Annotated in this window: 10 protein-coding genes; all 10 read right to left on the bottom strand. The window is 50.7% G+C overall.

The genetic code is table 11. The features are described 5' to 3' along the window. Nucleotides 1-53: 53 nt before the first annotated feature. The gene (locus ABD852_RS06270) at nucleotides 54-2,105 is read right to left on the bottom strand and encodes a TonB family protein (protein ID WP_345027289.1); all 2,052 of its coding nucleotides are present in this window, start codon (nucleotides 2,103-2,105) and stop codon (nucleotides 54-56) included. A gap of 4 nt (nucleotides 2,106-2,109) precedes the next feature. Continuing rightward, the gene (locus ABD852_RS06265; protein ID WP_345027288.1) at nucleotides 2,110-3,540 is read right to left on the bottom strand and encodes a TonB family protein; all 1,431 of its coding nucleotides are present in this window, start codon (nucleotides 3,538-3,540) and stop codon (nucleotides 2,110-2,112) included. Between the two features lie 38 nt (nucleotides 3,541-3,578). Then, the gene (locus tag ABD852_RS06260) at nucleotides 3,579-3,950 is read right to left on the bottom strand and encodes a BlaI/MecI/CopY family transcriptional regulator (protein WP_345027287.1); all 372 of its coding nucleotides are present in this window, start codon (nucleotides 3,948-3,950) and stop codon (nucleotides 3,579-3,581) included. 110 nt (nucleotides 3,951-4,060) lie between these two features. Then, nucleotides 4,061-5,245, bottom strand: coding sequence for an alpha/beta hydrolase family protein (locus tag ABD852_RS06255; RefSeq protein ID WP_345027286.1), 1,185 nt, complete (start codon nucleotides 5,243-5,245; stop codon nucleotides 4,061-4,063). 76 nt (nucleotides 5,246-5,321) lie between these two features. Continuing rightward, nucleotides 5,322-7,613 (bottom strand): glycosyl hydrolase family 95 catalytic domain-containing protein, encoded by a 2,292-nt coding sequence (locus ABD852_RS06250; protein ID WP_345027285.1) that lies wholly within the window; start codon nucleotides 7,611-7,613, stop codon nucleotides 5,322-5,324. 34 nt (nucleotides 7,614-7,647) lie between these two features. Beyond that, nucleotides 7,648-8,238, bottom strand: a complete 591-nt coding sequence (locus ABD852_RS06245) for a pseudouridine synthase (RefSeq protein WP_345027283.1) — start codon at nucleotides 8,236-8,238, stop codon at nucleotides 7,648-7,650. 60 nt (nucleotides 8,239-8,298) lie between these two features. Further along, the gene (ftsZ, locus tag ABD852_RS06240; protein ID WP_345027280.1) at nucleotides 8,299-9,798 is read right to left on the bottom strand and encodes a cell division protein FtsZ; all 1,500 of its coding nucleotides are present in this window, start codon (nucleotides 9,796-9,798) and stop codon (nucleotides 8,299-8,301) included. A 14-nt stretch (nucleotides 9,799-9,812) separates the two neighbouring features. Continuing rightward, nucleotides 9,813-11,246 (bottom strand): cell division protein FtsA, encoded by a 1,434-nt coding sequence (ftsA, locus tag ABD852_RS06235; protein WP_345027278.1) that lies wholly within the window; start codon nucleotides 11,244-11,246, stop codon nucleotides 9,813-9,815. 14 nt (nucleotides 11,247-11,260) lie between these two features. Next, entirely contained in the window at nucleotides 11,261-12,034 is a 774-nt protein-coding gene (locus ABD852_RS06230) for a cell division protein FtsQ/DivIB (protein WP_345027275.1), read from the bottom strand. Nucleotides 12,035-12,062: 28 nt separating this feature from the next. Further along, nucleotides 12,063-13,448: a UDP-N-acetylmuramate--L-alanine ligase gene (gene murC, locus ABD852_RS06225; RefSeq protein ID WP_345027271.1), complete on the bottom strand. Its 1,386-nt coding sequence runs from the start codon at nucleotides 13,446-13,448 to the stop codon at nucleotides 12,063-12,065. Nucleotides 13,449-13,499 lie beyond the last annotated feature (51 nt).

Below are 13,499 nucleotides of genomic sequence, written 5' to 3'. Positions count from 1 at the left end.
TCATCTCCGCTACAAGGTGTTTTCGCAAAAAACTTTTTTCTCGGAATGACGATTTACTTCGACTCCTTCAGCGTGATCAAAATGACACCGTTTTTACCTTTTTCCCCGTAAGGAGCGGCTGCCACGTTTTTTAGTACGGAAATGGAGGAGATCATAGCCGGATCTACATTTTCCAAACCGCCTATTTCCTTTCCATTCAAAAGATAAAGGGGTTTCTTCAAGGCTGTCCAGGCTGATAGGGAAGGTTCCGTTTTAATTTTTTCAAGCCATACCGGGGGCGAAACATTTGTGTTTCCAAAGGAGCCGGAATCATTTCCGACAATGCGAATAACGGCCGGACTGCCTTCGTTTTGACCCGTATTCGCCCCTTTTTCCGGTTCAGCATAACCCTGGCGTTCAGCAGCCTGATTCAGTCGGAATTCAATCGGCAGGGTCAGTTGCACATCAATAGGCTGGCCGTTTTGCTTTCCGGGCTGCCAGCGCGGCATTGATATGACGATTTTCAGCGCTTCCTCATCGGTTCCATACCCAAGCCCTCTCGTTATTTTCGGATTGCGGATGAACCCCAGTTTGTTGACTGTAAAGGAGACCAGAACCTGTCCCTGAATATTGGCGTTCGCAGCCTCGGAAGGATAAACAATGTTTTTGGCAAGGTATTGCCGGAGTGCTGAATTACCGCCGGGGAATTCTGGCATTTGTTCAACCACAAGCAATTTGTCTTCTCGAGGCACGGCGACGGTTTTACCCGTATTTTCCACTGCATCGATAGGCGCTCGCCCGTATCCCGTTACAATAACCTTTTCCAGGACGTTCAGATTTGCGACCAGTGTCACTTTTATATGTCTCTGCTCAGTAATGCGGACTGTTTGCGGTTCATAGCCTACAAAAGTAAACACGAGTACCGGGTTTTCGGGGTTTACCGCGATAGAAAACCGCCCCTCAATATTGGTCGCCGTACCCCGGTAGGTGTTTTTTCCCAACACGCTCACGCCGGGTAATGGCTCCCCGTCGTCAGAGCCGAAAACCTGCCCCGTGACTTGAATGTCTGCCGTCGCGCTGGGGGATAAAGTGACCGGTTTTACTTCGCTGCGAACCGGAAGTGAGTTGTTATGCACAGGTTCCGAGGTCGTTACAGCCGGCGCTCTTACTTCTGGTGCTGCAGCCGCAAAACGACCGGCAACCGTTTCGTCGCCCGGGTTTTGGTAAATATATTGACGGCTTGCGGTGAGCACGGTGAGTACTGCGACGAGCGGTAATACGAGTAAGTATCGCAACATGGCTGATTTCGGGTCTTGTTTCATGAATAACATTTTGATCCGGCGTTTTAGAGAGGAATCGCGGCGAAGTACCTGGCTAATGGGATAGGTATTGCTCCCGGAAATAGCATAGGCCACCAGGAAATTGGCATACAGCTGCTTGTCTTTGGCAGCGGCGTCGGCCAGGAATTCGTGAACGTCCTGAATCGTGCGTTTGTAGAGGAGGGCAACCGGGTTAAACCAAAGGAGAACCCGCGTAATTTCTATTAAAAGAATGTCTAGTGTATGAAATTGTCTGACGTGTGTCTGTTCATGCCGGAATACCTTGTTAAAATGTCGGTCAAAGTCCCTCTGATCCATATAAGTGCTTCCGCCGAAAGAGAAAGACCCGGTTTCTGATCCTTCGGGCAGGATAATAACCTGTGTCCCCCTGAGCTGTATTTTTTTTCCGTTGCGCCGGATTCTCCGGACTCCTGCGATATTGGTTATCAACCTGTAGGTGAAGCAGGCAAAGCCTAGCAGGTAAAAGGCTACCAGCAGGGTCCCGAGCGGTAGAACCGGTTCGGCTGCAGAAGGCGGAATGGTATGGGTTACGGTGTTTGCTCCGGCGAGGACCGGTTCGTTTGCTCCCGCCGTTAATTCCGAGATGGTCAGCGCCGATTCGGTTGGTGGGGAAGGGATTTCTTCGGTCAGATGAATAAAAGGCAATGCGAATGATGCCAGGATCCCCAGCAGGAGATAAGCCCGGTTAAGGTGAAAGAAAGTTGTATGCCGGAGCAACAGCCAGTAAAATCCATAAAACAGGAACAAAAAAAGGCTGGATTTAACGAGATGAATCAACAGGCTCATGGGCTCAGTGGATTTCCTTCAATTGAATTTCCACAACACCGTTTTTACCCTGTTCACCGTAGGCTTTGAAGGCGGTTTGACCGTCCAGTACCTTAACGCTTTTGATGTCATTAGGATGTGGCCGGCCTGAAAACTCCACTTTTTTAGCCCCGATGAAATACATCGTTTTCAGCTCTAACCCATCGGGGCCGCTGATCGTCGGGGGGTACATTTTGGTAACTTCTCCTTCGGCAGTCTCAAGCTGGAAGTTAACGGGCAGGGTATATTGAACATTGACGGGCTGGCCCTTCTGCCGGCCGGGTACCCACCTCGGCATGTTTCTTACTACCCGGGCCGCTTCGGTGTCGCAACCGAAGCCGATACCTTTCAATACCTTTATGTCTTTCACCGCGCCCTCTTTGGTTACCACGAATTGGAGGAATACCTTTCCCTGTACGTTGGCCCTGGCGGCAGGCCCCGGATACCTGATGTGTTTTTGCAGGTATCTGTACATCTCGGCCGTCCCACCCGGAAACTCGGGCACTTCTTCTACCGCTGTAAATATTTTTTCGTTCGTCTCTATTACTACCGGTTCTTTGGTGAAAACGTCGGTACATGCGGCAATTGCTACGGCAAGCAGCAAGGTAATCAGGCCTGAAGCAGCATACACGCTCACTTTCCATCCCGAGGTTTTTTCGCGGTAAAGCATCTCAATCCGCTGTTTCAGGAGTGATGCTTTGAAGAAATTATTTACGAGGCTCAATTCGGGGTAGTTCAAGGTATAAGTAACCAGGAACCGGGCATAAGCGTCACGGTTTCCGGTCTCACGGTCTACCAGGAACTCGTGTAGTTCCTGCAACGACCGGCGGTACAGCCGGATCGTCGGGTTAAACCAGAAAACAATCTGGAGGATTTCAGTGATAATAATATCGAGTGAATGCCACTGTCTTACATGGACCATTTCGTGTGCTACGATCGTTTCGTAATGGGCCGTATTGTCCTCCGGGGATAAGCCTATTTTTTTGAAAAATGAAAAGGACCTGGTTTCACCATCGGGAAGCAAGTAAACCATAGCACCGGCTTTTTCCGGGCTTATCGGGGTAGCGTTTCGCCAGATGCGGGATAACGAAAGGAGCTTGGCGGCAAATTTCAGACCGGCAACCAGCACGCCGGCCAGGTAAATGGCGAGGAGTAGCTGAAGCCATAAATCTTTATCGGTTCTATGAAAGGAGGGGGAGATGGTTGCGGGTCTCAAAGCGGCCGTATAGGCAACTATGGGTTCACTGGCGCCGGTCGGTATTTCAATGAACGGTAGAAGCAGAGAGACGCCCAGGCTTCCCAGTAAATAGGCCCGGTTCCATCTGAAATGTGTAAATTTCCTAAGAAAAAAGTAGAAAAATCCATACAAGAAGAGCCAGTATAGCGCTACTTCCCCTGTCCAAATCAGAAGGTTCATGATCGGTCGGCGGTTAGGTGTTAAGAAGATGGAAATTGTTACTTCACACTTTTGCGATTGATAATATCCAGAATCTCGTCCAATTCCCTTGTATTGACTTTTTTATCTTTTACAAAGAACGACACCAGGTTGGAAAGAGAATTCTCAAAGTAGGTCCCCATAAGCTGATCCATTTCAGACTTTTTGTAGTCCTCCTTCGAGAGCAGCGGAAAATACTCATGCGTTTTGCCATAGGCATTGTACCCAACGATACCCTTCTTTTCCAGAATGCGGATAATGGTTGAGACCGTATTGTAGGCAGGTTTGGGTTCGGGCATTTCTGCCAGTATGTCTTTGACGAATCCTTTGCCTTTTTCCCAGAGGATGAGCATCACCTCTTCCTCTGCGCGCGTTAACGACCGTTTTTCCATACTTATCAATTGCTGCCGTTAAGTGGGCCGGCAGACTTTAGCAAATATATAACTAAGTAATTAGTATACAAACTATTTTATTAGTTATTTGTTTTGCAAGCGAGCAAAAACTATTTTTTCGCCAGGTAAATTTCAAAGAAGCGATAAATTACCTCGTTTGAGCCTGCATTCGGGTCATGTAACGGGCGGTTGGTCATGGCCACCCTTTTTTCGAATCCGAGCAGCCGATTGACGGCGATACTATGTTGAAGAGGGTGCCAGCGCTCTACCGGGTCTTCAGCGCCTCCCGACACCAAAAAGGGCCTCGGCGCCATGAGAGCGTGAAGTTCATGCAGGTTTCTGCCATTTTTTATCAGCTCCGGGTACAATCCGTACGCCGGGTTTTCGGGCGTTATCAGGCCCCGTTTCCTCCAGGGTTTCGGATGGAACCCCAGGTACCAGGGCTCCCAGTAGTTGATGCTTTCGCGGTCATTCTGGAATACGATCCCCGGATCGGACCAGACTGCGCAGGCAAACCGGTCGAAAAGACAGGAGGCGAACATAGCCCATTTTCCGCCGAAGGAATGTCCTACAATCCCAATCTTTGCGGCGTTTACTTCAGGACGTTTCGAGAGGGCATGCCACGCGTTCGCGGCGGCATAAGCGAGGGCGGAAAGGGGTTGGAGTGCAGGCTTATCAATTGACGGGTAATAAAGGGAGAAAGTATGGGCTTTGGAAGCAGCGGTGGTTCCCAGCGAAAGCGTGACAAACCCCCGTTTTGCCAGTTGAAGGGCAAAGTCCCGATAGGGCTTCCCACCGATTCCGACAGCGGTTTCAGGCTCATAAAATACGGAAATAACCGCGGGAGCCGATTTTTTTGCCGATGTAGGAACAAGCAGGTAACCCTGGGTTTCTTCGTTGGGAAGCCACTTGAATTTAACCGTATGCTGAACAAAACCATCCTTTTTTTCCGAAGCGGTAATCGTAAGTTCCTGGTCGGTGATCAGCTCGGGCCAGGAACCCATCAGTTGGTGCCATTTGTCCCGGATTTCTTTTCTCCGTACCCCCCATTGAGCGCTCGATTTTACGGTGTCGCCGTTGTCAAAAACGAGCGGCGACGCATAGGGACCCGGGTTGTTGTTGTATGCAGGCGGAGGAGTGAAGAATGTATCTATCTCGGCCCAGTTAACTTTCTTTTCGGTATCCGGCCCGGTTTTGGAGCTCTGGCAGGCAGTTAAAGTTGCTGCCAGCAAAAATAGGGCTCCCGCAACTGAGCGCTTGCTCCACAGGTGGATTGTGTTGTTGTTCGCTTCCAAAGTGTCGGCTTCGTTTTATTGCAATATCTGTCGCAGGACCGATTGGTACTCACGACGGCCGGTCAAATCAATTGGGTTATTTCCTGGTCAGCACCAGTTTAGCGCCCGGTTCGGCGTCCAGCGCGGTATAACCGTCCCCGGCATCTGCTACCCTGAAACTGCTGCCTGCCGTAATATTCCATTCGCGGAGCGGCAGCATCAGTTTGGTTTTTCCACCTTTTTCAGATTGTATGGTTACCGTTTCAAGGCGGCCGTTCCGCATGGATGCGTCTACCAGGAAGGCGCCTTCAGCCCGGAGCCGGCGAAATGAAATGTTCTGCCATTCCGAGGGGACCGCCGGCATGATTTCGATTGCGCCGTTATAGCTTTGGAGGAGCATCTCCTGCAGCCCGGCAGCGAAGGCCATATTTCCTTCCAGCGTGAAAGGCCGGTAAGTGAAGGTAGAGTATCCTGATCGTGTTTGGTCGCCGTTGGCGTGAAAACTGTTGGGAAGGCAAAATGCTTTGGCGAAGATCCGGAGTGCTTTGGCGGCAGATTCGCCGTCTTTTGCCCGTGCATACAGATTGGCTGACCAGGAGTAGGAGTAACCGCACCAAAGGGCCGGGCCGACTGTCTCTAACGACCTGATGGTGTTTTTGATAACCGACCGGGCGGCTTCTCCGTCTTCCCATTTGATGAGCCCCAGCGGGTGTATGGCCATCAAATGAGAAAAATGCCGATGTGACTCATGATAAGGCAGGTTTTCCGCAAACATGAGTTCATCGTTACCGGTAGTTGCAAACGCCCCGAATTCGGAGTACAGGGCCAGCCACCTGGCTGCGTCTTTTTCCAGGGCCAGCTCCCGGGCCAATTCCGCGGCCGTTTTGAATACGAACTTCATAAGCGCCAGGTCATAATTGGTATTTTTGGTAAACCAGGCGTTGATGCTGTTGTTGTTGATTTCAGGGCTTGAGCTTAAAGGCAATTGCCGTAAACCGTTTTCGTCTTTCCGGGTGATGCCTGCGAGGAAAGTAGCTACTTCCCTGAACCACGGATAGGCTCTGGACTTCAAAAATTCCCTGTCCATGCTGTAACGCCATTGCAGGTAGTAATGATGGGCAAGCCACGCGGATACGGTCGGGGAGAGTGAATACTGAATCCACCCGCCCATCTCGGTACCGTCAAGCGTAGTGACACCCGGTACATTCAGCCCCTCAACCCCAAAATATTGGCGGGTATACCGTTTGTAATTGGCTTTGTTGGCATCGAGATGATTAAGATAGCCGAGCGCCTCTTTCAGGTGGTTGCCACTGTAGGCAGGCCAGTAGCTGAGTTGGGTATTGAGGTCGTGGTGAAAGTCGCCTTTCCAGGGCGGAATTCTCCCGTTGTCGGCGGTCCAAACGCCCTGGAGAGAAATAGGGGGAGTATCTTCCCGGGCTACAGATCCGAATTTGTATTGTTCGAGGTACCATTGTTTTTCAAGGAGAGAATCGGGGACCGAAACGGCCGACTTTTGCCAGAAATCGTTCCACCAGGCCGCATGGCTGGCGAAGGCGGTTTTCATCCCGGCAGGAAACGCTGCGGCCAGGATTTTAGAAGCGCCGGACGCATTTTTGCCGGGGTAGTGCGCAGAAACGCTCCAGGCACCCTCGGTGGTAGTCGCGTTCACCTTTTTCCATCGGACAGAGATGCGATAGATAAGTCCGCCCCAGCCTTCCTGCTCGTAGGTAATTTCGTTGCTGGTTTTCTTAACCACACCGGGTTTGTAGCCCAACCTGGCCAGGTCATCGCCGATGAGCGAATTCGGGGTGACGCTATTACCGATCCGGGCCTGATAGGGCGGAGGAGCCAGTACCGGCTTAATTTCTTCCGCGGCATTTTCGAACCGGAACCATCCCACTGGCTGAGTGGCATGTACAAAAGTGGTAAGTTTCAGACCATTGTTCCAATGTACTTCGCAGGTTGCGTTTTCGAGGCTGACCGATGCCGAAACGGCTCGGATATTTCCGGGAAGTTCAAACTCCAACGCACCTGCAGGGATCTTCGAGGGAGCCGGCTCCCTGTCATAGGGCGCATCAAAGTATTCCTGTACCGGTTTGTAGTCGTTTTTCAACACCTGGCCGCGCACCCAGTCAAAAGAAAATTCTTTCCTGTGCAATCCCTTCATGGGCCGCATGTCCCAAATATCGGCCCTGTCGAGAGAGAAACGCAGCCTGTGATCTTTTTCCCAGATCAGCGCGCCTACCGTTCCGTTGCCAAGGGGCAGGGCTTCGTCCCAAACAACGGGTAGCCGGTCAAAGGTCAGGTTATGGCGTGCTTTGGGCTGACCATGGACCGCTGAAATGCTGATGGGACAAAGGAACAACAGGAAAGCCAGGCAACGGAGCATAGGGGAGAAATTGGGGGTAATTTGAAGCGGGTTTTCAGCGGATTGCGTCCAGTACGGCCGACTTGTTCAGTTCCCGGACTTCTCCCGGCTTCATGTCGTCCGGTCTCAGGTTGCCGATCGCCATCCTAACCAATCTCAGCGTCGGGTAGCCGGCAGCAGCAGTCATTTTTCTTACCTGCCTGTTTTTACCTTCCGATAACGAGAGTGACAGCCAGGAATCCGGGATTGTTTTTCTCACACGTATGGGTGGAACCCGTTCGGGAAGCGCCGGCGGGTCAATGGGGGTTGCCATAGCCCTCCGGGTTTGATAAGATTTCCCGTTTACAGAAATGGTAACCCCTGCGGACATTTTCCTGCAGGCTTCGTCGGTAACAATTCCCTCCACCTGCACATAGTACGTCCGCCAGTGTTTGTTTTTCGGATCGAGGAGCCTCGTTTTTAGCTGATTGTCGTTGGTGAGCAGCAGCAGCCCTTCACTGTCGGCATCAAGCCGGCCGACCGGGTAAACATCCTTTTCGAACGGGTAGCCGAGGTCGGAAAGCGTGGTCCATTCTCCTTCTTTGGTAAACTGGCTCAGCATACCGTAAGGTTTGTAAATCAGGTAGTATTGAAAAGCTCGGGACATAAGGCCAACAGACAGTAATAGCGGAAACGAGGTGGGCGGGCAATTAAAAAAAAGAGGGGCCTAAGCTCCTCTTTTTTTATCACTCAAATTGAATTTCTCCATTTCGCTTGCCGGGATGTCGGGGTGTTGCCACAACTCCAGGTTGTTGCGCCGGAAAGCAGGCGATTCCAGTTCTGCCCAATTCGGGTTCCTGTTGTTCTTAAACCAGTCCGACAGCGAAGCAAGACGCCTTTCTTCAGCGAGGCTCCATCCTTCCTTCCCGGTATGCTCCACGTACAGTGTTTTTCGGAGCAGATCATCGTGCCGTGCAAATACGACCCGGTTATCGAAGTCGTCAACTGCAATCACGGAAGGTCCTGTTTTTGTGTCCTCGAGCTCAAATTCTTCCTCTTTTATAAAGCTACCCTGAGGTTCCGGGGTAAACTCATTTGCCACGCGGGTATCTTCTTCAAACAGACCGCTCTTGTCAGAGCTGACCGCTTCCGGTATCTCATCCGAAGGATCATCAGTCTTTTTTTTATCGAGGTCCGGGATTTCCAGTTTTCCGCCTTTGTCGAAACCCGATGCTACGATGGTAACACGGAGTTTTTCGCCAAGACTTTCGTCGGAAATTGTTCCCAGCTTGAAAAGGGAGTGATTTCCTTTTACCTTTTCAGTGACGTAGGAAGTAATAATCCGCTGCTCGCGAACAACGGCTTCTTTTTTAGAGCTGGTAGCGATCGTGACGATGATACTTTGAGCGCCTGAAATATCGCGGTCGTTGAGAAGAGGCGAATCCAGCGCCTTCTCAATCGCATTGAGCGCGCGGTCGGGCCCTTCGCCCTCCGACGTACCCATAACCGATTGTTTGGCGCCTTTCAGGACTTTCTCAACATCCCGGAAGTCCGTATTGATGGTTCCGCTGGTGGTGATAATTTCGGAGATACTTTGTACAGCATAAAGCAGGATATTGTCTGCCTGCGCAAATGCGTTGGAAAGGGGGAGATCTTCATAAAGCTCCTCCAATTTATCGTTCAACACAACCAGTACCGTATCACTGTTTGCCTGAAGCTCGGCAATACCTTCCATGGCCTGTTCCAGCTTTTTGCGGCCTTCCCACGAGTAGGGCGCCGTTACCACAGAAACAGTAAGCAAACCCATGCTTTTGGCAATCCCGGCGATTACCGGAGCGGCTCCGGTTCCGGTTCCCCCTCCCATACCGGCAGTGATGAAAACCATTTTGGTAGAACCGCCCAGCACCGCTTTGATTTCGTCTTCACTTTCAATGGCCGCATTCTTCCCGAAGGTGACGTCCATACCGGTTCCAAGTCCGCCCGTAAGCGTGGCGCCTAGCTGGATTTTAACAGGAATGGGACTTTCCAGCAGAACCTGGCGGTCCGTGTTGGTGATCACAAAGTCCACATCTTTGATTTTCTTCTTATACATGTAGTTGACGGCATTCCCGCCGCCGCCGCCTACCCCAATCACCTTGATAATGGGTGCGTGTGATTCTCCGGTTGGTGTATCTTTCACAATCTTCTTGATGATATAGTCCTGTTTAAAAAAATCTTCAATATCCATAATTGAGCGTTTCTTTATTTTTCGTCTTCATCTCCGTAGCTTCCGCCGTCATTGGCCTGGTCGCGGTTGCTGATAAAGGTATTTTTGATACTGGAAAGCCAGCCGCCGATATCAATTAACGGGGCGGATGAAGAACGGGTATTGCCGGGGTTCTGCTCTGAGGCGGTGCTCCGGTCGTTTCTGTAATACGTTTCTTCTTCTTTCTTTTGCTCAGAAACAGATTGAATTTTAATGGGTTTGCGGGTAATCAGTCTTTCGTCCAGCGGTTTGATACTTGCCCAGGCGAGACCCACCGCCGATGCGTAGGAAAGTGAGCTGACGATGTCGGCCATGGAAGTATGGTCCAAACCTTCGGGCAGGCCCACCCTGACGTTCATGTTATCCATTACACGGCTGAAAACGGTTTCGATATCGGGAATGGAAGAGGTTCCCCCGGTAAGCACAACTCCGCCGATCAGCTCTTCCTCCAGTCCCTGGTGCTTGATTTCACCGTACACCATCGCTGCGATCTCTTTGAGTCTTTCTTCGATAATCAGCGCCACGTTTTTCTTAAGCACCTTGCGGGGCGGCCGGCCGGAGAGGTAATTGATCGATATTTCGATGTTGGACGGAACATTTTCGGCGAGTGCAGCGCCAAAAGTACATTTCAGGTCCTCTGCGTTGGAAAGCTGGATACCGCAGCCTGTTTTCAGGTCATTGGTAATATTTTTCCCGGCAATAGGGAAAGAGGCGATATGGCGAATGAAATTGTTCTGATAGATAACCACATCGGTAGTTTGCTCACCAATGTCGACCAGGGCAATCCCGGCGTTTTTCTCCTCTTCGGTAAGGACAGCGAGGCCGGTAGCAATCGGTGAGTACACGATATTGGCTCTTCTCAAGCTGTTCTCTACGATTTCAAGGCTCTTTTTGGTCCGCTTCAATGACTGGCTGTTGCCCGACAGGACCAGGAAGTCGGCGCCGAGCTTGATGCCCTGGCGGCCTACGGGTTCGGTAATATGGCCTACATTGTCGACCATGAAATACCGCGGCAGTACATGGATAACGTCGTAGTTGCTGTCTTTTTGCTTTCTGACCCTTGTTACTTCGCTGATCAGCTGGGCAATATCATTTTCGGTAACCTCTTCTCCGGAGGAGGAGGTTGGCCGGATAATTTCATCTTTTTGTTCGATCACCTTGACGTTCATTCCGCCAAAGCTCACATTTACGGTATCAAAAGGGTAGTTCGCGACCGAGGATACCTGCTGGAGTGCTTTCGCAAGCGCTTCTGCTACCTGCACAATATTCTCCACTGAGCCGTTTACGATGGCGCCTTTGGGCAATGGACTCGTTCCGAATCCCAGCACCTCCAGTGAGTAACCGACAGCGTCCGAAACAGGACGCGCTACCACGATAGAAACTTTGCTGCTTCCTAAATCAATACCGGCAATAACATTGCTCAACTTCATATCAAATCTTTAATTTATTCGCAAACTACCTGATCCTGAAACTTGACATTAATTTTCGAGTACGAATTCCAGTCGCTGGAAAGCACCCGGTCATAAAAAACTTTGAGCTTTTTAAGCTTTACACCGGTATTTACCGGTGGTCCGAATTCGATTACCTGGTCGCCCAATGTCGTCAGCAGGCTGATTTCCCCGCTGTGATCCACCATTATCTGGCTAATCTGGGCATGCCAGAAGGGATCATTGCGAATGTAACGTATAAAAGCGAGATAATCTTTCCCTTTCTCCTGGTCCAGCCTTCCCAGTTTCCTGATATACTCGCCGCTGATGAGCGGTACATGCATGGTATAACGGTTGGAGAGCGCGGAATAATGTCCGTCTTCGCTAATATAAAAGCCCCGGGCCTTTTTCCATTCGCCCCCGGACCCGGGCGTGTCCACCCACCGGGCAACGGGGCTGTGCAGGTCAAGGTTAATAATCAGGTTGCCCGAAAAATCCTTGCTGGCCTCACAGTTCCGTACAAACACATTTTCTTTGACCGAGGATTCTATTTCGGCCAGGTTAATCAAATCCATCTTACGCCCCAGCACGGGGCCGTTTTTATTGATTTGATTCAAAATGTCAGTTTCGGAAAGCAAAGCTGCCGACTCACTCTCAGGGAAATTGATCACAATTTCCTCACAGCGTTGTGATAGAAACTTTCTCTCCGCCATTCCCACGCAAAGGGCAAAAACAACCGCCCACAGGACAAGCTTTGCTCCTTTTTTCAAGAATCTATCGTTCTTCAACATGGGTGTAATATTAATAAATCTTTATAAATTATGGAATATTAGATGGTTGCAAAATCGATTTAATCGGAGATACCAATTTGTCGATATCGCCGGCCCCTATTGTAACAAGAATTTCGGGGGGAGATTTCTTTACCAATTCCAGCAATTCTTCCCGGCCTACGAGCTGTTTCGACTGTTTCGGGATCTTTGCCAGCAGCATTCCGGCGTCCACTCCTTCGATAGGAAGCTCACGCGCCGGATAAATATCGAGCAGGTAAATCTGATCGGCGAGCGCCAGGCTTTCGGCAAATCCGTCGGCAAAATCGCGGGTACGCGTGAAAAGGTGCGGTTGGAAAACCGCCGTAACCGGCTTGCCCGGGTAAAGCGCTTTTACAGATTTCAGGAAAGCGGCGATTTCGGCGGGATGATGCGCATAATCATCAATCTGCACATGCGGCCCCTCCAATACAAATTCAAATCGTCTTTTTACGCCTTTGAATGAATTCAGGCCGTCCCGGACCTGTTCATGCGTGACGCCTACTGCAAGGGCGGCCGCGCAGGCGGCTACTGCGTTCTCTACGTTATGAAAGCCGGGCGCCTGCAACCGGATGTCCCTGACGATGCCGGAAGGCGTATGAATATCGAATACAAACCTGGCTGCTTCAACGCGAATATTCCCCGCATGGTAATCTCCTTCGTCGAGACCATAAGCGTACGTATTCGCGGGGCCTCGCAAGGAGAGTCCTTTCCTGAGAAAAAACTTCCCGTCCCGATCGACCTGGTCTACAAAATTCTGGAAGGAAGAAAGTAATTCGTTGTGGTTCCCGTAAATATCCAGGTGATCGGCATCGGTGGAGGTTACCACGGCAACATGCGGAAAAAGGGTCAGAAATGACCGGTCAAATTCGTCGGCTTCCACCACGCATACCACGTCTTTCATATTGGCGGCGGGTTGGTTGAGCAGAAAATTACTCTGGTAGTTGTTGGTTATGCCGCCGAGAAAAGCCGCGCAATTGATTCCCGATGACCTGACGATATGCGCAGTCATACTGGAAGTGGTAGTCTTTCCGTGCGTTCCTGCGATAGCGATGGTGGTCATTTCAGCCGCCAGCAAGCCGAGAATCTGGGACCTTTTCCGGAGGTCGAAACCGCTGTCCCGGAAGTAGGACAGAATTTCACTATCCTTTGGAATAGCCGGGGTAAAGACCACCAGTGTGCCGGAAGTTTCCGAGAAACCGGCGGGTATAGCACTACGGGAATCTTCAAAAATGATCCGGATTCCTTCTTCCTGTAGCGCTGCAGTAAGCGGTGTCGGGGTACGGTCATACCCGGCTACCTGGTAGCCGTTGACATGAAACCATCTCGCGATAGCACTCATGCCGATGCCTCCGATACCTACAAAGAATACATTCTGGTATCCCTGGCCTAGTTCCATAAATCCGGTTTTGATGTGGTTGCAAAATTGCAAATTTATCAGGTATGGGCA

The organism is Ravibacter arvi, from assembly GCF_039540405.1.
Lineage (GTDB): Bacteria > Bacteroidota > Bacteroidia > Cytophagales > Spirosomataceae > Ravibacter > Ravibacter arvi.
This window is presented reverse-complemented; position numbering and strand designations above follow the sequence as displayed.